This window comes from Aeromonas sp. FDAARGOS 1416 (assembly GCF_019048085.1).
Lineage (GTDB): Bacteria > Pseudomonadota > Gammaproteobacteria > Enterobacterales > Aeromonadaceae > Aeromonas > Aeromonas veronii.
In genome coordinates, this window is record NZ_CP077301.1 from 1,619,776 (window position 1) to 1,642,483 (window position 22,708).

Sequence of the window (22,708 nt, forward strand, 5' to 3'; positions counted from 1 at the left end):
CCACCCTTTGCACTTTCGTCCGAAAGTGCAAAGGCTCTTCCCGATTTCCGCTCTTTCTCTATCTATCTGATCCACTCGGAGGTGTCAGTGCAACGTTATTGGTCCGAGGCGAAGCAGCTCGTCCGTCTAGCCAGCCCCATTCTGGTCGCCCAGGTGGCCCAGGTGGCCATGAACTTCGTCGATACCGTGATGGCGGGTCAGGTGAGTGCGGTCGATCTGGCCGCCGTGTCGGTGGCCTCCAGCTTCTGGCTACCGGTGATCCTGCTGGTGCAGGGGATCATCATGGCGCTCACCCCCATCGTCTCCCAACTCAATGGCGCCCGTAAACGGGAGGCAATTCGCCCGGCCGTTCATCAGGGTTTCTGGCTGGCGCTCATCGTCACCCCGCTGGCGATGATTGCGCTTTATTACAGCCCGCTGGCGTTGCAGTTCATGGATGTGGAGCCGGTGATGGCGGCCAAGACCACTGGTTATCTGCACGCAATTCTGTGGGGCCTGCCCGCTTTCGTGCTGTTTCAGGTGCTGCGCAACTTCAGTGAGGGGCTCTCCCACACCATGCCCACCATGGTGATCGGCTTTGTCGGGCTGGCGGTCAATATTCCCGCCAACTACATCTTCATCCACGGTCACTTCGGCATGCCGAAACTGGGCGGGGTGGGTTGTGGCGTGGCCACGGCAATCGTGCTGTGGGCCATGCTGCTGGCGATGATCCTCTATGTGAAGCTCTCCCGTCACTTCACCGAGATCCGGCTCTTCTCCCAGCTGGCTCGCCCCAACGGCAGCCGGATCTGGCGCTTGTTCCGCTTAGGGTTCCCCATCGCCATGGCGATCTTCTGCGAGGTGACCCTGTTTACCGTGGTGGCCCTGATGCTGGCCCCCTTCGGCGCCGAGACGGTGGCGAGCCACCAGATTGCGCTGAACTTCTCCAGCCTGGTCTTTATGCTGCCCCTCTCCATCGGGGTGGGTGTCACCATCCGGGTCGGTCACAGCATCGGCGAAGGGCAGCCCCATCACGCCCGGGTGGCTGCTCGCACCGGCTTGATGCTGGGAATGGCCATCGCTGCTGCCACTGCCGCCATGACGGTGCTACTGCGCGAGCAGATCGCATCCATCTATACCGATGATCAGCAGGTGATCGTCCTGGCGGCCATTTTGCTGTTCTTCGCCGCCATCTATCAGATCTCCGACTCGGTGCAGGTGGTCGCGGCCGCCGCACTACGCGGTTACAAGGATACCCAGGCGATCTTCTACGTCACCATCGTCGCCTACTGGGGACTGGGGCTGCCCACCGGCATGATCCTGGGTCTGACCGACTGGCTGGTGCCGCGGATGGGGCCACAGGGCTTCTGGATCGGCTTTATCGTCGGCCTCACCAGTGCGGCCCTGATGCTGGGGGCGAGATTGCGCTACATCTATGGCCGTTTTGCCACTCCGGAAGCCTGCACTACCCTGTCGCGTTCTCAGTAAAAGGACTTGGCGAGCGACAACTCGCCTGCAAAATCAACAGGCTGCGCAAGAACTGGGCAAACAGTCTCCTTTGTGCATATGGCCTGTTGACAGCCTTGGGGGGCATGGGTAGTATGCCGACCACGTCAGCAGCGCTGGCGTAGTGAAGTAAGAGAAAGTGGGTTTATAGCTCAGTTGGTTAGAGCACTACCTTGACATGGTAGGGGTCGTTGGTTCGAATCCAATTAAACCCACCACTTTTCTGTGATGCGTCCTTAGCTCAGCTGGTTAGAGCACCACCTTGACATGGTGGGGGTCGGTGGTTCGAATCCACTAGGACGCACCATCACACAACACTGATTATGCGTCCTTAGCTCAGCTGGTTAGAGCATCACCTTGACATGGTGGGGGTCGGTGGTTCGAATCCACTAGGACGCACCATTCAGTTTGAAAGAAATGCAGATGTGGGTTTATAGCTCAGTTGGTTAGAGCACTACCTTGACATGGTAGGGGTCGTTGGTTCGAATCCAATTAAACCCACCACTTCTGCATAAAGAAATAAAAGTCGCATTGCGCACCCTGCGTCCTTAGCTCAGCTGGTTAGAGCATCACCTTGACATGGTGGGGGTCGGTGGTTCGAATCCACTAGGACGCACCAGATTAAAAAAGCCCGCTCATCGAGCGGGCTTTTTGCATTCTGCCATTTAGCCACTCCCCTGCCCCGCCAATCCGTTCAGCACAATTCGGCAATAACGCAGAGCCTTGTTCCCATAAAAAAACCCGTGCCATCCGATGAATGACACGGGCCGGATAAACGCCGCCAGCGCCTCAGCTCTGCACGGCAATCTCGTACTTCTTTATCTTGCGATAGAGGGTGGCAATCCCAATCCCCAGCGCCTGTGCGGCCAGTTTCTTGTTGCCAAGCCGCTGCAGGGTCTCTTCTATCATCTGTTTCTCCATGCTCTCAAGGCCGCTCTCACCCGGAACGGGTTCAGGCAGCTTCTCCGGCGTGGCGGCGAGCGGAGCGGTGGCAGGTACATTGAACGCCGCATCCAGATTGGTCACCGGGATCGACTGGGCCACCACGCGATGGGGCTCCTGATTGCGGATGATGTTGGGGGGCAGCAGGCTGGCGTCAATCACCTCGCCCGCCTGGCTGACGTTGACCAGATATTCGATGAGGTTGCTGAGCTCACGGACGTTGCCCGGCCAGCGATACCCCTTGAGCAGCGCCATCACCTCGGGTGCCAGACCGGGATAGACAATGCCAATGCGGCTGGTGTGCAGGTTGAGGAAGTAGTGGGTCAGCAGCTCCACGTCCCCTTCCCGCTCCCGCAGCGTCGGCAGGTTGAGGGGGATGACGTTGATGCGATAGTAGAGATCTTCACGAAACTTCCCTTCGGCGATGTATTGATCGAGATGCTGGTGAGTGGCGGCGATGATGCGAATATCCACCGGCACCGGTCGGCTGGCCCCGATGGGAGTCACCTCCCGCAGCTCCAGCACCCGCAGCAGCTTGGCCTGCATGGTGAGCGGCATGTCGCCAATCTCGTCAAGGAACAGGGTGCCCTGATGGGCCGCCTGGATCAGGCCCTGTTTGCCACCGCTGGAGGCACCGGTAAAGGAGCCCTTCACATAACCAAACAGCTCGCTCTCCAGCAGTTGTTCGGGAATGGCGGCACAGTTGATGGCAATAAAAGGCTTGTCCTGACGGGGACTCAGGCGATGGACAGCGCGGGCCACCACCTCTTTACCGGTGCCGCTCTCGCCACAAATCAGCACGCTGGAGGGGCTCTGGGCGATGCGGTGCAGCAGTCGCTTGAGGGTGCGCATCGGCTTGCTCTCGCCGATCAGCTGATCGATCCGCACATCCGGATCCGGCTCCTGCACCTGACCGGAGTGGGACTGGTGAAACGCCATCAGAAAGAGCTGCTGGCCCTGCACATGATGTAGCTGGCCGATGATCAGCTCCTGACGACCTTCAAAGGTGATGATGTGCTGAAGATGACCACTCAGCCCCTGCTGGGAGAAGGTGAGCGGGCGGATCCCCACTTCGCGCCCCTGCAGCTGTTCCTGCTGGCAACCCAGATGATGGAGCGCCGCCTCGTTGGCGTAGAGCAGTTGACTCTTGTCATCGAGCAGCAGGCAGCCCTGATCCATGTTGGTCATCAGATTGAGGAACACCTTGTTGACCCCGTCCGACAGCCCGCGCGAATCGAGCAACTTGGCCACAAAGATGGTGGAGATGTGGCGCACATAGTCGCACACATCCTGCAGATTGTTGTTGAGGCGCGCCTGCTGCTCGTCGCTGAAAGCCACCAGACTGATCACCCCGATGCAGCGCTCGTCCACCATGATGGGCACCCCGAGGAAGGCGCGCTCACGGCAGCTCTCCTTGCAGGTACAACCGTCACACACGGGATCATCACTGGTGTGGGTAACGATCTTCTCCCGCTGGTTATCAATCACATAGCGCAGCAGGCGGGAGTCGCCCTCCAGCTGACGTCCGAAGAACTTGCCATAGGGCCCGGTACCAGCCACCCGGACCATATCGGCATCCACAATTTCGACCTCAAGCTGCAGCACACTCGCCAGCATCTTGGCAAAGCGCAAGATGGTCGGCTGGATCTGCATCAACAGACACTGGTTGCTCACGGATCTCATCCATCATTCCTTTTTGTTCTTGTTATCCTCCCCCTAAAGGGAGTCATGCTGGCCAGATACTAAGGGATATCAGGGGGAACTACTTCGGGGGGGATCACGAAAAGGGAAAATGATCCGTATCCTCCGTGACTTCAGAGGCACAGATAAAATTCAATAAAAACATAAAGATGAAAACACATGCAGCAAGATAAATCACTTGGGCCAGACAAGCCTGCTGATCCGCAAAGTCCATCGACAGATCATGCTGAATGTGGGGAAAACAACCTCTGAAATGGCATCTGGTTCACGCACCACGTACCTGTTTCAAGACTTGGCACTCATGGTCGAAATCCGCTTTATCTTGCGGCTGAATGTAACTTTGCCAGCGGGCAAACAGCTCGGCCGTCGGATAACGATGCAGACGAATACCGGTGCGATAGAGTTTGGGAAAAAGTGGGTCTGGCTGGGATCTCACGACCAGACCGCGCAGCTTCTCGCCAGAGGGAATGGTAATCACCAGCTCATCCCCCTCTTTCAACCGTATGGCCCCAAGAATGCCGATGCCGCCGATGGCTATGTCTCGCACCACCACATAGGGCACCGGATTGAGCAACTCCAGAAACCAGTTGCGACGGCGACATTCCGCCTTGTAACCACCGCCACTAAGGATAAAACGGCGGTGTCTGCGCCAGTCATAACCGGTAGGCAATGCCGGGTCATAGCGCGATTTTGCCTGCCCCACAGGATCAGATTGCTCACTTGTGCCCATCCGGTTTCCCTCACTGGCATTGGTTAAACAGTGTCAGTCAGCTCTTTTTCAACTATAGCTGTCGCCGTTAGGCCCGGGGCTCAGGGTCGGATACGGGGACGACAGATATATTACGGAGGCAATGATGGACAGAGATGGCATGGAAGAGCTTGCTGATCCTGATAGGCTAACTTTCCCCTGCAAGGATGAGATGCGAACGACTGTGACTCGGTTCGATCAAGCAATTGACCAGTGAGTCGCACCGCCGCAGCGATGCAATCTGACTTAGCCAGGCAGATGAAGTGCCAACCAAACCGCTAGCGGGATCACCAGCACAGAGAGGGCATTGCCGCCGAGCACGATACTGGCCACCTTGTCCGGCTGACAGTGATACTGCTCGCAGAGCATGTAATTCAAGACCGCAGGGGGCAAGGAAACCGACAACATCAACAGCGGGATCCACTCCGTCTTGAGGGGCAACAGCCAGATCGCCAGCAGCAGCGACAATCCCCCCGCCAGCAGATAGAGCAGGTTGCACTTGAGCGCGAGGCCAAGGTGATCAAGCTCCCCCTCCATCAGGCGAATACCCAGCGCAAAGAGCATCAGGGGCACCGAGATCTGGCCGAGCAGCGAGGCCGTGGTCACCACATATTCCGGCAACGTGATATGCAGGTTGGCCACCAGCAAACCGGCCAGCGCGGCCCACAGCACCGGGCTTCGCAGCCACAGCCAGCGGGAGGTATTTGCCGAGAGGATAAACATGCCGACCGAAAAGTGCAGCAGATTGGAGAGCACAAAGAGGATCACGATGGCCCCCAGTTGCTGCTCGCCAAACGCCAGCACCATCAAGGGGATACCGAGATTGCCGGTATTTCGGAACATGGCGGGCAAGATCAGCGCTGCCCGCTCAATTCCTTTGAGTTTGAGCAGCGCGAGCAGCAGACCGGGTAACAGAATAACCAGCGCCCCCGCCGCAATCAGCGGCAGATGCTCCGCCAGCGCCAGCGGATACTTGACCAGCGCGGAGAAGACCAGCGCAGGGGTAAACAGCTCGATATTGGCCCGATTGACGTAACCGAGCGCAGCCCCCGGTCGCAATCGCCCGTAGAGTGCACCGAGCCCGACCACACCGAACACCGGAATGACGATATTGAGCAAGGCGCTGAACATGGGCTGCGTCCGTTACAGTTCGCGGGCCGGTTTGCCCATCAGCACCACCGGATCCAGCGTCACTTCCAGTGCGCCGTTACTGACCCAGAGCTGACCATCGGAAATGGTGCAAGTGAGTTGCATGGTGCGCTCGACCATGGCGGTCAGCGGCAGGGTCTGGCTGTCGGAGAGTTCGATGATGCTGAGGTTGTCATGCTGGCTCAGCTTGCCCTGGTTCTGCTTCCACCAGACGCTGGTGCCACGACCACCGTAGAGGTAGAGCACCACCTGACGGGCACGGTTACAGGCCTTTTTCAGCCGTTTTTCATCGGGTTGGCCCAGCTCGATCCAGAGCTCTATGTCGTCCGAGTAGTTCTTGCACCAGAGCTCGGGTTCGTCATCGGCGCTCAATCCCTTGGTGAATTCCAGTCGCTCGGCAGCGTGCCAGGCAAAGGCCGCCAGCCGGATCATCATCCGCTCATCGGTTTCGGAGGGGTGGCGCGCCAGCGTGAGGGAGAAGTCCTGATAAAGATTGCGATCCATATCAGACAAACTGATCTGGGCCTTGAATACGGTTGCCTTGAGAGCCATAGAAAACCTTGAACACCTATGGTGAGTGGGAAATACGGGCGCCAGTGTAATCAAAATCGGCGGCAGGTTCGACCATCCTGACCAAAGATTTCCCCTTCCCTGCCGGGATAAGTGCTTTAAAAGACACAAAAAACAAATGCCAGTCCGAAGACTGGCATTTGGCGGCATGGAGAAGCGACTCACTTCTCGGCGGACTGTACCCCGAACGCGTTCAGCAGCATGCAACAGGTCACTGCCACCGCCACGAATCCGCTCAGAAAGATAAAGGGCATGGCCCCATATCCCAGTACTGTCCAGATGGTGTGTTCAAGAAGACTCATTGTTGTGTCCTTCATCCGGTGAAAGGTGTGTTCCTTCTGGCGGATATTGGCTCCGCTCTTGATGACTCCATTTGACCTCAATCAGCGGTTGGGTCCTATGCCACCAAAGTGATAAATGCAGGATTCATTTGCGCTGGATCAAGCTTTTTGGCCAAATATCCATGCAGTTCAAGCAATTACCACCGCCAATCAAGGATAGACACAAACTCGGCAGAATAAAAAAACGCGCCGGATGGCGCGTTTCTTGGACAGCACAGGCAAGGGATCAGTTGTCGCACAGATCGCTTGGCATGTCCTGACGCAGGCGGGTCCACAGCTTGCCGGACTCGATACCGTACTGACGCACCGTCATGAACACGGCTTCGTGGTTCTTGGTCTCCGCCAGATTGAGCAGGGTCTTGTAGTAGGCATCTGCGGTCTCGCGAGCCTGCTTGTCGGAGAAGTAGTAGCTGCCGACCCGGCTGTACAACCCTTTGAAACCGTTCAGGATCAAAGCGTAGATCGGATTGCCGGAAGCAAACGCCAGCTGGTGGTGCAGGCGATAATCGAACTCGGCATAAGCCTGGGCGTTGTTCTCGACCCCATCGGCGCCACGCAGGATCTCGGCGGCCTGTTCCGGATTGTGACGGATCGCCCCGCGGATAAAGATGGTGCAGATGTGGGTACGGGCGGAAAGCAGCTGAGCTATCAGGTCAGGTACCTTGTCCTGATCCAGACGGGCCAACGTCTCCAGAATATTGAGGCCGGAGGTTTCCCAGAAATTGTTCACCTTGGTCGGCTTGCCATGCTGTATGGTCAACCAGCCATCACGGGCCAGTCGCTGCAGCACTTCCCGCAAGGTCGTCCGCGTCACCCCGATCAACTCGGATAATTCACGCTCGGCGGGCAGAATAGATCCGGGAGGAAAGCGATTGTTCCAGATGGACTCGATGATGTATTCCTCGGCAAACCCAGCTGGGCTCTGCGCTTTTATAACCATGAATTGACTCTGTTGTAATGCGTAAAAAGGCTGACGAATGATATCAAAGCGATGATGGCTGGCAAGCATAAGGTCAGTCCTCTGCTCACATATGGCAAATATAGTGTTGGGAATATGTATCTAATCGCCGCAGGGGAGCCGGCCAACCCCGACAAGGTGGTTATAAAACAGACACATGGGCAGAGATCCATCGGCTATCATTTATAATCGTCACGCTTTTTGATTAAAATCACGAGGAATCAGACAGATAAAGGCCAACATCCGGAGGCACAGGTCGAATCATCCTTGACTGCATAGAAGCAGATCCTAACAACAAAGTTGAGACCCATTATCATGCCAATAAGCCTAGGGCAGGCATTCGCCAAGAACTTCTTGGGCAATGCACCACAGTGGTACAAAAACGCCATTTTGCTATTTCTGGTGATCAATCCGATCGCCTTCCACCTTGATCCTTTCATTGCAGGCTGGTTGCTGGTCGTTGAATTTATCTTCACCCTGGCCATGGCCCTCAAGTGCTACCCCCTGCAACCGGGTGGTCTGCTCGCGATCGAAGCCGTGCTGATTGGCATGACCTCCGCCGATCAGGTCAAGCATGAGCTGGTTGCCAATATCGAAGTGCTGCTGCTGCTGGTGTTTATGGTGGCAGGTATCTATTTCATGAAACAGTTGCTGCTCTATGTCTTCACCAAGCTGCTGATCGGCGTACGCTCCAAGATCCTGCTCTCCCTCTCCTTCTGTCTGGTCTCCGCCTTCCTGTCAGCTTTTCTCGATGCACTGACGGTCATTGCCGTGGTGATCAGCGTTGCCACCGGTTTCTATGCCATCTATCACAAGGTCTCTTCCGGCAAGGGATTTGGACATGCACATGACCACACCCATGATCAGGAAGTAAAGGAAGACCACTATCAGGCTCTCGAGCAGTTCCGCGCCTTCCTGCGCAGCCTGATGATGCATGCCGCCATCGGTACCGCGCTGGGTGGTGTCTGCACCCTGGTGGGCGAGCCGCAAAACCTCATCATCGGCGAGCAGGCTGGCTGGCACTTTGGCGAGTTTGCCATTCGTATGTCCCCCGTCTCGCTCCCCGTCTTTATTTGCGGTTTGCTTACCTGTGTGCTGGTCGAGAAGATGGGATGGTTCGGTTATGGAGCCAAATTGCCGGAGTCGGTGCGCGCCATCATGGAGGAGTACAACCTGCATGAGAATGCCAAACGCACCCAGCAGGACAAGGCCAAGCTAATGGTACAGGCTCTGATCGCCATCTGGTTGATCGTCGGCCTGGCTCTGCATCTTGCAGCGGTAGGATTGATTGGCCTCTCGGTCATCGTGCTGGCAACCTCGTTCACCGGTATTACCGAAGAGCATGCTCTGGGCAAGGCCTTTGAAGAGGCGCTGCCCTTTACCGCCCTGCTGGCTGTGTTTTTCAGCGTGGTCGCCGTCATCATCGATCAGCAGTTGTTCAAGCCGGTGATCCAGTGGGTTCTTTCGGCGGAACAAGAGCAACAATTGGCGCTTTTCTATGTAGCCAACGGTCTACTCTCCATGGTCAGTGACAACGTCTTTGTCGGCACTGTCTACATCAATGAGGTGAAGACGGCCATGCTCAATGGTGCCATCGACCGCGCCCAGTTCGATCTGCTGGCGGTAGCCATCAACACAGGTACCAACCTGCCGTCGGTCGCCACCCCCAATGGTCAGGCCGCTTTCCTGTTTATGCTCACTTCGGCATTGGCGCCGCTGCTGCGCCTCTCCTATGGCCGCATGGTCTGGATGGCGCTGCCCTACACATTGGTGCTGGGGCTGATCGGCTTTTTCTCTGTCGAATTGCTGCTTGGTCCTGCCACCGAGTGGTTCTATCAGCACGGATGGCTGGTGATGGAAAGTGCGCTGCCAGCGGTACAGCCGGCGCTGCATTAATCAATTGAGATGGTTTCCGAGGGCCCTTTCAGGGCCCTTTTCTTTTCGGTTCCGCTCTGCTCTAATTCAGCCACTGTTTTTTCTGAGAGATCAATGAGATGATCGAGTTTCTCCGCCGTATCGCCGCCCATCGGCTGGCCTGGGGTCTGTTGGCAGCATCAGCCCTGTTCCTCGAGTTGTGCGCCCTCTTCTTCCAGCATGTGCTGGGCCTCTCCCCGTGCGTGATGTGCGTTTACGAACGGTTGGCGACCCTGGGTGTGCTGGCCGCCGGTCTGCTCGGCATGGTGGCGCCGGATAAGTGGTATGTTCGCTGGAGTGCCATGTTGCTATGGGGCTACAGTGCCTTCCGCGGCTTCCAGCTGGCCCTCAAGCATGTGGACTATCAGGTCAACCCCTCCCCGTTCAACGTCTGCAGCCCGTTTGCCGACTTCCCGAGCTGGGCTCCGCTCGATCAGTGGCTCCCCTGGCTTTTTATGCCAGAAGGGGATTGTGCCCAGATCACCTGGCAGTTCTTCGGTTACTCCATGCCCCAGTGGCTGGTTGTCATCTTCGCCGCTTACCTGTTGGTCTTCACCGTGGTGGCCATCGGCAATCTGGTGAAAGGGCGTTGCTGCAACTGAGTGTCATGCCCGCGTGAAGATAAAAAGGGGGAGCCATTATGGCTCCCTCTTTCTCGTCCTTGTGCCGTCCTGAATATGGTTTACACCTTTCCCCCCCAATAAATAGAGAACCCGATGGGACAAGGTGTGAAACGGACACAGCGCGATTACTCACTGACTTTTAAACTGGCACTGGTCGAGCAGATTGAAAAAGGCGAGCTCAGTTGCCAGCAAGCACAAGCCCGATATGGCATTCAGGGCAATTCGACCATTCTGGTATGGTTACGTAAACATGGTCGGCAAGATTGGAGCCAGGGGGCTTCTGTACGTGCCGGCAGGAGCATCACCATGCCTGACCCCGACAACCAGACACCCGAACTGCGCATCAAGGAACTCGAGCAACAGCTGGCGCTGATGAGTCAGAAAGCCCAGTTCTTTGAGGCCGTCGTCGATGTACTGAAGAATGACTACGGCGTCTCCATCGTAAAAAAGCGACCCGGCAAGTCCTCTCGCAGCGGCAAGTCGAGAGGCTGACCATTGTCAGGGCTTGCCTGTTTCTCGGGATAAGCCGGCAGGCTTACTACAAGCGCAATCGGGTCGCCGACGAGCGCCATGCACAGGGATTGCAGGTGGTGCGCTTCGTGCGTCAGGTTCGACTGCGACAACCGCGGGTGGGCACTCGCAAGCTGCATTATCTGCTGCAGGGTCAGGATGATGACGGGCTCAAGGTCGGGCGGGACAGGCTGTTTCGGATATTGACCGAGCACCGCCTGCTGGTGCCACCCAGACGGGCGTATCACAAGACCACCCACAGTTTTCACCGTTTCTACCGTCATCCCAACTTGCTCAAGGCGGGGCCAGAGCAGGTTACGCCGGTGGCCCCGGAGCAGGTCTGGGTTGCAGATATCACCTATCTGCCAGCCAGGAGCGGACCGCTGTACCTGAGCCTGGTGACGGATGCGTACTCACGCAAGATAGTGGGCCATCACGTGCACGAAGGGATGCATGCCGAATCGGTGGCGATGGCGTTCAAGAAAGCGCTGAAGCAACGGCGTGGCGGCGGGGAGCTAATCCATCACTCGGACCGCGGCGTGCAGTATTGCTCGGGACTGTATCAATCATTACATGAACGGTACGGGGTGAAATGCTCGATGACGGATGGGTATGACTGTTATCAGAATGCGTTGGCGGAGCGGGTGAACGGGATTTTGAAAGGAGAGTTATTGTTGCAAAGCCCGCAGGATTTGGCGCAAGCGCGGGAGATGGTGCGTGAAGCAGTAGATATTTACAACGCGGAGCGGCCGCATCATGCGTTGAAATACAGAACCCCCGATGCGGTACATAGGGGGTTCTGAGTAGAGAAATGCTAGTTGAAAATGTGTAAACCTATTTCAGGACTAGACACCTGGTTGACCGTATTTCTGGTTATGCCTTGGCTGTACTCATCTTGGCCTTGACCGCGCCGATTACCATGGGCAACAGGGAGATACCGATGATGCCGAAGATCAGCAGGGTAAAGTTGTGACGCACCACCGGCAGATTGCCAAAGAAGTGGCCCGCATAGACGAACGACAGCACCCACAGCAGGCCGCCAACCAGGTTGAACGCCAGGAAGCGCGGATAGGTCATGGCCCCCATCCCTGCCACGAACGGCGCAAAGGTACGCACGATAGGCAGGAAACGGGTGATGATGATGGTCTTGCCACCATGCTTGGCATAGAAGGCGTGGGTCTTCTCCAGATAATCCCGGCGGAAGATTTTGGAGTCCGGGTTGCGGAACAGCTGCTCGCCGAAGAAGTGACCAATGGTGTAGTTGACCACGTTGCCCAGCACGGCAGCGATGATCAGCACGGCCGCCAGGGTATGGACGTCCAGCACGCTGCCCACAGTAAGCGCACCGGCGGCAAACAGCAGGGAGTCACCCGGCAGGAACGGCGTCACTACCAACCCGGTTTCACAGAAGATGATCAGAAACAGGATGGCGTAAACCCAGACGCCATAGTTCTCGAACAGCTCTTTCAAGTGCACGTCAACGTGCAGGATAAAGTCGATTGCAAAGAGGATCAGATCCATTTTTTCCATACCCATAAAGTGAACGGCGTGGAGTCTACGCCAATGCCATCCGGGCGACAATCACCGGGCCAGCCTCTTTTTCATCCCGCAGCGCCCACCTTCAAATGAAACCGTTTTTCCGCTTCCTTCGAGGGTGGGGGCACAAAGAGTTATGTCGAGCGTGGTGTTGAAAAGGTGAACTAGGAGGCCTGTTCCAGATCGCTGCGCACTGCGGGGGGCAAACAACGCTCCCAACCCCATAGCAACACCAGCAGCAGGGTCACATCATCGAACCAACCCAGCAAGGGCACCACGTCGGGGATAAGATCCACTGGACTGATGCCATAGAGCAGAATAAGGATCACCAGGCCCCTCGCCCACCAGGGGGTACCAGGATGGCGAAAACCCTGATAGAGACGACGAAGTCGTTGCCAAATCAGCCAGCGTTTGCGGCTCATGATTCGATCAACTCGCTGCGCAACTGCTGGATCTGATCCCGTAGTGCCGCCGCCTGTTCGAACTCCAGATCACGGGCATGTTGGAACATCTGCTCCTCCATCCGTTTGATCTCTTTGGCAATCTCGCTGGCAGAGCGAACATGGTACTCCCCTTGCGGCTCGGCCGCCTTGCGCATCCCCTTGCCAGGTTTGCCTGCCGTGCGGCTGCCTCCCATGTCCATCACATCGCCAATGGATTTGTTGAGCCCTTTGGGGGTGATGCCATGCTTGAGGTTATGGGCATGCTGCAAGGCGCGGCGCCGCTCGGTCTCCTCAATGGCGACCTTCATCGAGTTGGTGATGGTATCGCCGTAGAGAATGACCTTGCCGTTGAGGTTACGCGCCGCCCGGCCGATGGTCTGGATCAGCGAGCGGGTGGAGCGCAGGAAGCCCTCTTTATCTGCATCGAGAATTGCCACCAGCGACACTTCCGGCATGTCGAGACCTTCCCGCAGCAGGTTGATGCCCACCAGCACATCGAACTTGCCGAGGCGCAGATCGCGGATGATCTCCACCCGCTCGACCGTATCGATATCGGAGTGGAGATAGCGCACCTTGACTTCGTGCTCCGCCAGATACTCGGTCAAGTCTTCCGCCATCCGCTTGGTCAGGGTTGTGACCAGCACCCGCTCCTCGACGGCGACCCGCTTGCGGATCTCGGAAAGGAGATCGTCCACCTGCGTGGTCACTGGACGTACCTCGATCTCCGGATCGAGCAGGCCGGTTGGGCGCACAACCTGCTGCACCACATCGCCGCCGGACTTCTCCAGCTCGTAGGGGCCGGGAGTCGCCGAAACAAACACCGTCTGCGGCATCAGCGCTTCAAATTCGTCGAACTTGAGCGGCCGGTTGTCCAGCGCCGAGGGGAGCCGGAAGCCGTACTCCACCAGGGTCTCCTTGCGGGAGCGGTCCCCTTTGAACATGGCGCCAATCTGCGGCACGGTCACGTGGGACTCGTCGATGATGAGCAGGCCGTCCCCCGGCAGATAGTCAAACAGGGTGGGCGGTGGCTCCCCCGGCGCACGGCCGGAGAGGTAGCGGCTGTAGTTCTCGATGCCGGAGCAGTAACCCAGTTCCTGCATCATCTCCATGTCGAACTGGGTACGCTGGCTGATGCGCTGCTCTTCAACCAGCTTGTTGAGGGACAACAGCTGCTCGCGGCGACTGCGCAGCTCCTCCTTGATATGCTCGATAGCCCCCAGAATGGTCTCGCGCGGGGTAGCGTAGTGGGTCTTGGGGTAGATGGTGTAGCGCACTACCGTCTGCTCGATAGCGCCGGTCAGCGGGTCGAACTGGGAGAGGCGCTCCACCTCTTCATCAAAGAGTTCTACCCGCAGGGCCAGCTTGTCCGATTCGGCGGGGTAGATGTCGATCACCTCCCCCCGCACCCGGAAAGTACCGCGTTGAAACGCCATGTCGTTGCGGGTGTACTGCAGCTCGGCAAGGCGACGCAGGATATCCCGCTGGTTGATCACATCCCCCACTTTGAGATGCAGCATCATGCTCAGATAAGCTTGGGGATCCCCCAGACCATAGATGGCCGACACCGAGGCGACGATCACCACGTCGCGCCGCTCCAGCAGCGCCTTGGTGGCCGACAATCGCATCTGCTCGATGTGATCGTTGATCGAGGCATCCTTCTCTATAAAGGTGTCGGTGGTCGGCACATAGGCTTCGGGCTGGTAGTAGTCGTAGTAGGAGACGAAATACTCCACCGCGTTGTCGGGGAAGAACTCCTTCATCTCGCCATAGAGCTGGGCGGCCAGGGTCTTGTTGGGAGCCAGGATCATGGTCGGGCGGTTCAAGGTGGCGATGACGTTGGCCATGGTGAAGGTCTTGCCCGAACCAGTCACCCCTAGCAGGGTCTGATGAGCCAGCCCCGACTCGATGCCATCCAGCAGTTGGGCAATCGCCGCGGGCTGATCCCCGGCGGGTTGAAACTGGCTGGCTAACTTGAACAATTTGCTCATGAACACTCCCGACACAAAACAGCAGAGGAGCAGTGTAACCGAGGGTTTGGCAGCGGTACACCCGTGCCATCATCCCGCGAATGGCTTGACCACCCAGGACACCTTCTGTATGATGCTCCTCCTTGCCTGATGTTCCCCCGTAGTTCAGTCGGTAGAACGGCGGACTGTTAATCCGTATGTCACTGGTTCAAGTCCAGTCGGGGGAGCCAAATTCCTCACCATCTCGGTGCAAGTTATCCACTTTAGTGCCCTCTCCTGCCAATTTTAATGCACAAGCTCCTTCTTGCTGCTGACGCTCCCTTTTGTTACCCGTCCCGGCTCGACAGAGTTTTCTCCTGTCGCATCTAACTATTTGATTTTTATACAAACATTTTTCTTCCGGTATTTTTTGAACAGCCCTTGCATCCCAGTACTGGCGCGGCTTTCAGGGCGATGAACAAGTTTCATAAACAGGGTTATCCACAGATTCTGTGGGTAAGTGCAGCAAGCCCTGTCAGGACGCGGGATTGCCTGTTATCCCCTGCAACAGGAGACCATTTTACAGGCTAACCTGATTTTATTCTGTTTTGTCCCACCCTCTGTAACTGTTGATTAACAGGCTCTATTGGCACTTTCCGGAGATATCTTTTTGCCAGCCCTTTCCCCATATGGGAATGACGCTAGTATCTCGTCATTTGACTCTTTTACGACCAAGAGATCCCCAGGTTGAATCTGCTGAAACCGATCTGTGGCGAAGCGCTAGACAGCAGAATCTAAAATCTCACCCATGACAGTGCAAGCCCGGCTGCAACCAGCATGTTTCACTAATTGACAACGGGAAGGAGAGCAAAAATCACCTGCTTTTTTCCGATGCTCCCCTTATCCCGCCGCCTGCTGATTAAATAGCGTCCGATAACTTCCGATTAATCCCCCCTTATGCTTCTTTATTAGTGATAGATACGGCACAATATCGGCCCCACTTTTTTCCTCGGTTTTTCCGGGCATGACCATAGATTTCGTGACACTGCTACATCAAAGCGACTCCCTGCTGCTGTTCGTGGTATTGGCCTTCGGCCTGCTGCTGGGCAAGGTGCGAATTGGCAACTTTCAGATTGGCAACACCATAGGTGTGCTGTTTACCGCCCTGCTGTTCGGCCAGATGGGCTTCGAGTTTACTGCCACCACAGAAAACGTCGGCTTTATGCTGTTCATCTTCTGTGTGGGGATCGAGGCGGGCCCTCACTTCTTCAGCGTCTTCCTGCGCGACGGCATCCACTACATCACTCTCACCCTGGTGATCTTGCTGACCGCCCTGTTGCTGACGGTGGGGCTCGCCAAGTTCTTCAATCTGGGACCGGGCATGGCGGCGGGGATCCTAGCGGGTTCCCTCACCTCGACCCCGGCGCTGGTAGGTGCCCAGGATGCCTTGCGCAGCGGTCTGCTCAACCTGCCCCATCAGACCGATATGCAGGCGGTGCTCGACAACATGGGCATCGGCTACGCCCTGACCTATCTGGTGGGTCTGGTGGGCCTGATGCTGGTGGTGCGCTACCTCCCCTCGCTGGCACGCCTCGACCTTAATACCGAAGCGCAAAAAATCGCCCGTGAGCGGGGTCTCTCCGACAGCGAGAGTCGCAAGACCTATCTGCCCATCATCCGCGCCTATCGGGTTGGCCCTGAGCTGGCAGCCTGGATAGGTGGTCGTACCCTGCGAGAGACCGGCATCTATCCCCATACCGGTTGCTATGTAGAGCGGATCCGCCGTAACGGCATTCTGGCCAGCCCCGATGGCGATGCCGTTATTCAGGAAGGGGACGAAATCGCCCTGGTGGGCTATCCCGAGAGCCACGAGAAGCTGGACGTAAACTACCGCAACGGTAAAGAGGTGTTCGACCGCAACCTGCTTGACCTGCAGATCGTCACCGAAGAGATAGTGGTAAAGAATGACTCCGTGGTAGGCCGCCATCTGGTGGAGCTCAACCTCACCGAGAAAGGGTGCTTCCTCAACCGGGTGGTGCGCTCCCAGATCGAGATGCCGTTCGATCGCAACATCATGCTGCAAAAGGGCGACGTGTTGCAGATCAGCGGCGAGAAGCAGCGGGTCAAACTGCTGGCCAACAAGATCGGCTTTATCAGCATCCACAGCCAGACCACGGATCTGGTGGCCTTCACCACCTTCTTCGTGCTCGGCCTGCTGATCGGCTCCGTTTCGCTGGTGTTCGGTCAGATCGAGTTTGGTCTCGGCAACGCGGTCGGTCTGCTGCTGGCAGGCATTCTGATGGGGTATCTGCGGGCCAACCACCCGACGGTCGGCTACGTGCCCCCGGGCGCCCTGCGACTTGCCAAGGATCTTGGTCTCGCGGTCTTTATGGTGAGCACCGGTCTCAAGGCGGGTGGCGGCATTCTGGACCACCTGAGCGAAGTGGGTGCCGTGGTGCTCTTCTCCGGCATGCTGGTCACTACCCTGCCGGTGCTGGTCGGTTACCTGTTCGGGGTCTGGGTATTGAAGATGAACCCGGCCCTGCTGCTTGGCGCCATCACAGGTGCCCGTACCTGCGCCCCCGCCATGGATGTGGTCAACGAAGCCGCCAACAGCTCCATTCCGGCGCTTGGCTACGCAGGTACCTATGCGGTGGCCAACGTGATGCTGACGCTGGCAGGCTCCTTTATCATCGGCTTCTGGTTCTAACCAGCAGCCATCAAGTTACCGCTAACAAAGAAGGGAGCCTCAGGCTCCCTTCTTGCTATCTGCCTTTCTCCCAAGATGCGGAGCTGGCTCATTGGTGTGATCTCATCTGACACCAACCATCTGCGCTGTCTGCCCCCTAACCCACAATGGTTGTTGCTCTGCTCTGCTCTGCTCTGCTCTGCTCTGCTCTGCTCTGCTCTGCTCTGCTCTGCTCTGCTCTGCTCTGCTCTGCTCTGCTCTGCTCTGCTCTGCTCTGCTCTGCAATGAGTGATGGCAGATCACGGAAACAAAAAAAGCGCCCTGAGGCGCTTTTTTCATATCAACCGGATGATCATGCTTTGAACTTGCTGAACACCAGGGAGGCGTTGGTACCGCCAAAGCCGAAGCTGTTGGACATGACGGTGTTGAGTTCGGCCGCTTCGTACTCGCGCACGATGGGCAGACCTTCAGCCTTCTCGTCCAGGGTCTCGATGTTTATGCTGGGGGCGATAAAGCCGTGTTCCATCATCAGCAGGGAGTAGACAGCCTCGTGCACGCCGGCAGCGCCCAGCGCATGACCAGTCATCGCCTTGGTTGCGGAGATCTTGGGACCGTTGGCGCCAAACAGAGTCTGGATAGCTTCCAGCTCTTTGGTATCACCCACCGGAGTGGAGGTGCCGTGGGTGTTGATGTAATCAACCTTGCCCACACCCTGCATCGCCATCTTCATGCAACGCACTGCGCCTTCACCGCTCGGCGCGACCATGTCATAGCCATCGGAGGTAGCACCGTAGCCAGTCAGCTCGGCATAGATGTGAGCACCACGCGCCAGCGCATGTTCCAGCTCTTCGATCACCAGAATGCCGCCGCCACCGGAGATAACGAAACCATCGCGGTTCGCATCATAGGTACGGGACGCTTTTTCCGGCGTGTCGTTGTACTTGGTGGAGAGGGCACCCATGGCGTCAAACTGGATGGTAGAGGACCAGTCCAGCTCTTCACCGCCACCAGCGAAGACCACATCCTGTTTGCCAAGCTGGATCAGCTCAAGCGCGTGACCGATGCAATGAGCAGAGGTGGCGCAAGCTGAGCTGATGGAGTAGTTGACACCCTTGATCTGGAACGGGGTCGCCAGGCAAGCAGAGGTGGTGGAAGACATGGTGCGCGGCACCATGTAAGGGCCCACACGCTTGACCCCTTTCTCACGGGCGATGTCCACAGATTCCGAGGTGTTCTTGCCGGAGGCACCACCTGAACCGACCACCAGGCCGGTACGCTCGTTGGAGACCTGATCTTCCGCCAGACCGGCATCTTCAATGGCCTGCTGCATGGAGAGGTAGGCGTAGGCCGCAGCGTCGCCCATGAAACGCATGACTTTACGGTCGATCAGTTCAGACGGATCGAGTTTGATGTTACCCCAGACACGGCTGCGCAGGTTGTGCTGCTCGAACTGCTCGGAATAGGTGATGCCGGATTTACCTGCTTTCAGGGAGGCCAGCACTTCTTCCTTGTTGTTGCCGATACTGGAGATGACGCCGATACCGGTGATCACTGCTCTTCTCATTAATTCATCTCGTCTGGAAAAACTGGCGCCAAGTCTACCCGCTTTCGGCTGCCAAACTGGTCTGCTTTCACGTAGAATGCCCGCGATTTTGTGACGCGAGCCGAGGAAAACGTGAGTCAAACATCCTTACATCATGCCCGATTGGACTGGAATGAAGCGGGAACTCCTGTCTCCAGTGACTTCGGGGATGTGTACTTTTCCAATGATAACGGTCTAAGTGAAACCCGCTACGTCTTTTTGCAGCAAAACCGGCTACCTGCGCGATTTTCGCACCACGATAGTGACAGTTTCGTGATAGGTGAAACAGGTTTCGGCACAGGCCTTAACTTTCTGGCGACAATGCAAGCCTTCCTGGAACAGGCGCCTCAATCCGGCAACGGCTCCCGTCTGCACTTCATCAGTTTCGAGAAATACCCCCTGACCCAAGACGATCTGCGTAAAGCGCTGGCCGCCTGGCCTGAACTTGGCCACTTGAGTCAGGATCTTGTTGCCCAATGGCCGCAGCCGGTCTCCGGTTGCCACCGCCTGCATTTTGCGGGCGGCCGCATTCACCTCGATCTCTGGTTTGGCGACATCAAGGATATGATGCCGCAGGTGCCTCACTGGGCAGAGGGGCTGGTGGATGCCTGGTATCTGGATGGTTTCTCCCCGGCCAAGAACCCGGAGATGTGGACACAGGAGCTGTTTGATGGTCTCGCTCGCCTCGCCCGTCCCGATTGCTCCATCGCCACCTTTACCTGTGCCGGTTTTGTCCGTCGCGGCCTGATTGCCGCCGGTTTTGCCATGAAGAAGGTGAAGGGCCACGGTAGCAAGCGGGAGATGCTGGTGGGGGATCGCACCGACAAGCAGCCGCAGCAGACCATCGCCCCCTGGTATGCCCGTCCTGCCGGGCGCGCTGGCGAGGTAGTGATCATCGGCGGCGGCATTGCCTCGGCCATGACGGCGCTCTCTCTGGTGGAGCGGGGCCGCAAGGTGACGTTGCTGTGTGCAGATGGCGAACCGGCCACCGGCGCCTCCGGCAACCGCCAGGGTGCGCTTTATCCACTGCTTAACGGCGAGCACGATGCGCTATCACGCTTCTATTCGCTCGCTTTTGGCTATGCCCGCCAACGGCTACTGGCGTTGGCCGAACGCCATCCTATCGCTTTCGAATTATGCGGAGTGACCCAGCTCGGTTATGACGACAAATCGGCAGCCAAGTTGGCGAAAATGAGCCAGGGCCCCTTCCCGTCCGAGCTGATGCATCCCCTCTCTACAGCAGAGGTAGAGCAGGTGGTTGGCCTGCCCTGCGGCCACAGCGGCGTCAGTTACCCGCTGGGGGGCTGGCTCTGCCCTGCGGATCTCACCCGCGCTGCAATCAAAGAAGCACAAGCCAGTGGTCTGCTGCAGGTGGAGTACCACACCCAAGTAAGCGCCATTGCCGAGCAGGCCGATGGCTGGCAAGTAGAAAGCCAGGATGGCCGCCACTGGCAGGCCCCCAATCTGGTGGTCGCTGCCGGTCACCAATTGCCAGCAATGCTCCCCTTTGCCGAGCTGCCCCTCTATCCGGTGCGCGGTCAGGTGAGCCATGTGCCGACCACGGCCAGCTTGCGTCAGCTCAAGACCGTGCTCTGCTACGATGGCTACCTCACACCTATGCACAACGATCAACACTGCATCGGCGCCAGTTATGGCCGCAACCAGAGCAGCCTTGAGTTTCGTGCCGAGGAGCAAATCCAGAATCAGGTGCGGTTGCAAGCCTGCCTGCCGGAGCAAACCTGGCCCGCCGAAGTGGATGTGAGTGGCAACGAGGCGCGCGTAGGGGTGCGTTGTGCCAGCCGGGATCACCTGCCGGTGGTGGGGCCAGTGGCCAGATTGCAAGGTCTGGCGGATCACTATGCGCAGCTGCAGCATGATCAGCACAACGCCCAGCCGCTCCCCCTCCATCCCGGTCTCTATGTGCTGGGGGCGCTCGGCTCACGGGGCCTCTGCTCGGCGCCGCTCTGTGGCGAGCTGCTCGCCAGCGAGATCTGCGGCGAGCCCCTGCCGCTGGCCGCCGATCTGCTGGAAGTGCTCCACCCGGCCCGTTACTGGGTACGCAAGCTGCTCAAAGGCAAAGCGCTGGTCTAAACCGGACTCTGCAAACAAATAGAATGGCCGCCCATCGGGCGGCCATTCTATTTATCAAATCGTGCGATGCTGGATATTGCGTCTTGAGATAGCGCTTACTTGGGCCAGTGCACCCCGAGCTGTTCGCCGTAACCTGTCTGACGCTGGAATCCGTCGAGCCGTCCCCTGACCTTGTTCAGCTCACCACTACCTGCTGCCCACGCGGCATAGCGCAGCGCCTGGCAATCTGCATGACCGGGTAATCCCGCAATCGCGCCACCCACCTGATTTGCCCCCTGCAGCACCATCTCCTTGAAGCGAGATTCGTAGTCAAACATGCTGGAGAGCAGCCGCCCCCAGCGCTGGCGGGCAGGATCGTTACTGTTCGCGCTCTGACGCCAGCGGGGCAGCAACACAGTGGCGTTGGTGGTCACCGTCACCCGGTTGAGCTGGCAGCGCCCCGGCAACTGCTCGGTATCCAGCTGCCAGTCCACTTGATAACTCGCCTTGCCGAGTACGGGCTTGCCATTCACCTTGGGAGCACTCTGGGCAATCGCCCGGGCAAGCTGCTCCGGACTGGTTGCATTGACCTCATAAAAACGGACATTGATGCGGGACTCTGGCACCACTTGCGGCCGGCTCGGCTGAGCCTGACTCATCAGGGGCAACAGCAACAACCCGACCCCCACTACTCCATAAACCTTGCTGACCATGCCAGACTACCTTCCTTGATTGCACGGGCGGAGTACCAACCTTGGTGAACCCCACCGCCACACAGATGACGGGTATAGCCTATGTGTGACGACGAGGCGGCGCAATACAATGATGCGCCCAGAAATCAGAGCACGCTCACAGGTTGCGTGAGCAGAGTATGGCACAAGGGCAAAACTGTATTTTTATTGAGCATGACGGCTGATGCGCTGCCAGTCGAGGTGATAGTTTTTCACATTGATGTCATGACCATCTATCTGAATAAAATGATCATTTTTAAGGCGGTTGGCAAAAAAGTCCTGATCTGCCCCCTCATTGAGCCACAGCTCGCAAAGTCCCCGTTTTCCCTCTTTGGCATAGAATCTCGGGGTGACCAGCAGCGCAACCCCATCTACCCGGATGGCATGACGGGCCAGGCAGTTTGCTTCGGTGGTTTTGGATGCCAACGCGGCAAAACGGGGTCTGTTCCCCTCGGCAACCACCAGTACGCCGTAAGAGTGAGGAGCCATGAGACGCCGCATGGCGACCGCCTGATGAGGACCGGTTTGATGAAAACCGTCATTGGTTACCGCAAACACGCAAGTAGGTGAAAATAGCATCGCAAGCAGGAAAATAGAGCGTTTAATGCCTGAAAAATCACCAACCACCATATAAAAGCCTCAAAAGACAACCAAGGCTGGCAAGGGTAGGTAGCCAAACCCGCTGGGTAAAGTACCTTTACCTTTCTTTAATTCTGTTCATGGGGTTAAACGTTGATTTAGCTCACACAACATCCTGTTTCCAGTCGCCA

Annotated in this window: 19 protein-coding genes and 6 tRNA genes; 13 read left to right on the forward strand and 12 right to left on the reverse strand. The window is 57.4% G+C overall.

What is annotated here, in order from left to right; all coding sequences use genetic code 11:
• The first annotated feature begins 87 nt into the window (after positions 1–87).
• From I6L46_RS07180 to I6L46_RS07205, 6 genes are all read left to right on the forward strand, one after another.
• The gene (locus I6L46_RS07180; RefSeq protein ID WP_005360967.1) at positions 88–1,467 is read left to right on the forward strand and encodes an MATE family efflux transporter; all 1,380 of its coding nucleotides are present in this window, start codon (positions 88–90) and stop codon (positions 1,465–1,467) included.
• 159 nt (positions 1,468–1,626) lie between these two features.
• Positions 1,627–1,703, forward strand: a tRNA-Val gene (locus I6L46_RS07185).
• 12 nt (positions 1,704–1,715) lie between these two features.
• Positions 1,716–1,792 (forward strand) — tRNA-Val (locus I6L46_RS07190).
• 18 nt (positions 1,793–1,810) lie between these two features.
• Positions 1,811–1,887, forward strand: a tRNA-Val gene (locus tag I6L46_RS07195).
• Positions 1,888–1,912: 25 nt separating this feature from the next.
• Positions 1,913–1,989: transfer RNA gene (locus I6L46_RS07200), tRNA-Val, on the forward strand.
• Positions 1,990–2,027: 38 nt separating this feature from the next.
• Positions 2,028–2,104: transfer RNA gene (locus tag I6L46_RS07205), tRNA-Val, on the forward strand.
• Between the two features lie 170 nt (positions 2,105–2,274).
• Here I6L46_RS07205 and I6L46_RS07210 read toward each other — a convergent pair.
• The 6 genes from I6L46_RS07210 to fadR all read right to left on the reverse strand — a co-directional run bounded on the left by I6L46_RS07210 (position 2,275) and on the right by fadR (position 7,876).
• Entirely contained in the window at positions 2,275–4,110 is a 1,836-nt protein-coding gene (locus I6L46_RS07210) for a sigma 54-interacting transcriptional regulator (RefSeq protein WP_216977752.1), read from the reverse strand.
• Between the two features lie 283 nt (positions 4,111–4,393).
• The gene (locus I6L46_RS07215; RefSeq protein WP_058056875.1) at positions 4,394–4,858 is read right to left on the reverse strand and encodes a hypothetical protein; all 465 of its coding nucleotides are present in this window, start codon (positions 4,856–4,858) and stop codon (positions 4,394–4,396) included.
• A 264-nt stretch (positions 4,859–5,122) separates the two neighbouring features.
• Positions 5,123–6,007, reverse strand: a complete 885-nt coding sequence (locus tag I6L46_RS07220; RefSeq protein WP_005345962.1) for an AEC family transporter — start codon at positions 6,005–6,007, stop codon at positions 5,123–5,125.
• A 12-nt stretch (positions 6,008–6,019) separates the two neighbouring features.
• Complete coding sequence (locus tag I6L46_RS07225; protein ID WP_042055890.1) at positions 6,020–6,577, reverse strand: YaeQ family protein; 558 nt, start codon at positions 6,575–6,577, stop codon at positions 6,020–6,022.
• A 179-nt stretch (positions 6,578–6,756) separates the two neighbouring features.
• The gene (locus I6L46_RS07230; protein WP_005345965.1) at positions 6,757–6,897 is read right to left on the reverse strand and encodes a TIGR02808 family protein; all 141 of its coding nucleotides are present in this window, start codon (positions 6,895–6,897) and stop codon (positions 6,757–6,759) included.
• Between the two features lie 265 nt (positions 6,898–7,162).
• Positions 7,163–7,876, reverse strand: a complete 714-nt coding sequence (fadR, locus tag I6L46_RS07235) for a fatty acid metabolism transcriptional regulator FadR (RefSeq protein WP_026034983.1) — start codon at positions 7,874–7,876, stop codon at positions 7,163–7,165.
• 333 nt (positions 7,877–8,209) lie between these two features.
• On the opposite strand from fadR, the gene nhaB reads away from it, so the two are divergent.
• The 3 genes from nhaB (at position 8,210) to I6L46_RS07250 (ending at position 11,744) form a co-directional block, all read left to right on the forward strand.
• Complete coding sequence (gene nhaB, locus I6L46_RS07240; RefSeq protein ID WP_216977753.1) at positions 8,210–9,790, forward strand: sodium/proton antiporter NhaB; 1,581 nt, start codon at positions 8,210–8,212, stop codon at positions 9,788–9,790.
• A gap of 98 nt (positions 9,791–9,888) precedes the next feature.
• Positions 9,889–10,410 (forward strand): disulfide bond formation protein DsbB, encoded by a 522-nt coding sequence (dsbB, locus tag I6L46_RS07245; RefSeq protein WP_005336895.1) that lies wholly within the window; start codon positions 9,889–9,891, stop codon positions 10,408–10,410.
• 114 nt (positions 10,411–10,524) lie between these two features.
• Positions 10,525–11,744 (forward strand): IS3 family transposase gene (locus I6L46_RS07250; RefSeq protein ID WP_216977659.1). Its coding sequence is split into 2 segments (ribosomal slippage): positions 10,525–10,873 and positions 10,873–11,744, totalling 1,221 coding nucleotides; the frame shifts between segments, so codons are not numbered across the junction.
• Between the two features lie 70 nt (positions 11,745–11,814).
• Here the strand turns inward: I6L46_RS07250 and I6L46_RS07255 are convergent.
• The 3 genes from I6L46_RS07255 to uvrB form a co-directional block, all read right to left on the reverse strand.
• A complete protein-coding gene (locus I6L46_RS07255; RefSeq protein ID WP_041202713.1) occupies positions 11,815–12,462 on the reverse strand; it encodes a DedA family protein in 648 nt (215 codons plus the stop codon).
• Positions 12,463–12,641: 179 nt separating this feature from the next.
• Positions 12,642–12,899, reverse strand: a complete 258-nt coding sequence (locus tag I6L46_RS07260) for a YkvA family protein (RefSeq protein WP_005360976.1) — start codon at positions 12,897–12,899, stop codon at positions 12,642–12,644.
• Positions 12,896–14,908 carry an excinuclease ABC subunit UvrB gene (gene uvrB, locus I6L46_RS07265; RefSeq protein WP_216977754.1) on the reverse strand — a complete coding sequence of 671 codons (2,013 nt, stop codon included), beginning with the start codon at positions 14,906–14,908 and terminating at the stop codon, positions 12,896–12,898. The genes I6L46_RS07260 and uvrB overlap by 4 nt, the downstream gene beginning before the upstream one ends.
• A gap of 133 nt (positions 14,909–15,041) precedes the next feature.
• Between uvrB and I6L46_RS07270 the strand changes: the two genes are divergently transcribed.
• The 3 genes from I6L46_RS07270 (at position 15,042) to I6L46_RS07280 (ending at position 17,843) form a co-directional block, all read left to right on the forward strand.
• A tRNA-Asn gene (locus I6L46_RS07270) sits at positions 15,042–15,117 on the forward strand.
• Between the two features lie 773 nt (positions 15,118–15,890).
• Complete coding sequence (locus tag I6L46_RS07275) at positions 15,891–17,576, forward strand: aspartate:alanine antiporter (RefSeq protein ID WP_204483453.1); 1,686 nt, start codon at positions 15,891–15,893, stop codon at positions 17,574–17,576.
• Positions 17,577–17,672: 96 nt separating this feature from the next.
• Positions 17,673–17,843, forward strand: coding sequence for a hypothetical protein (locus I6L46_RS07280; protein ID WP_216977755.1), 171 nt, complete (start codon positions 17,673–17,675; stop codon positions 17,841–17,843).
• Between the two features lie 64 nt (positions 17,844–17,907).
• Here I6L46_RS07280 and fabB read toward each other — a convergent pair whose 3' ends face one another.
• Positions 17,908–19,119, reverse strand: coding sequence for a beta-ketoacyl-ACP synthase I (gene fabB, locus I6L46_RS07285; protein WP_005336905.1), 1,212 nt, complete (start codon positions 19,117–19,119; stop codon positions 17,908–17,910).
• A gap of 90 nt (positions 19,120–19,209) precedes the next feature.
• Here fabB and mnmC point away from each other — a divergent pair, with 90 nt between their 5' ends.
• The gene (gene mnmC, locus I6L46_RS07290; protein WP_216977756.1) at positions 19,210–21,228 is read left to right on the forward strand and encodes a bifunctional tRNA (5-methylaminomethyl-2-thiouridine)(34)-methyltransferase MnmD/FAD-dependent 5-carboxymethylaminomethyl-2-thiouridine(34) oxidoreductase MnmC; all 2,019 of its coding nucleotides are present in this window, start codon (positions 19,210–19,212) and stop codon (positions 21,226–21,228) included.
• A 95-nt stretch (positions 21,229–21,323) separates the two neighbouring features.
• On the opposite strand, the gene I6L46_RS07295 is transcribed toward mnmC, so the two are convergent.
• A complete protein-coding gene (locus I6L46_RS07295; RefSeq protein ID WP_047438590.1) occupies positions 21,324–21,920 on the reverse strand; it encodes a DUF922 domain-containing protein in 597 nt (198 codons plus the stop codon).
• Between the two features lie 183 nt (positions 21,921–22,103).
• Complete coding sequence (locus tag I6L46_RS07300; RefSeq protein ID WP_069555799.1) at positions 22,104–22,568, reverse strand: hypothetical protein; 465 nt, start codon at positions 22,566–22,568, stop codon at positions 22,104–22,106.
• Between the last annotated feature and the right edge of the window lie 140 nt (positions 22,569–22,708).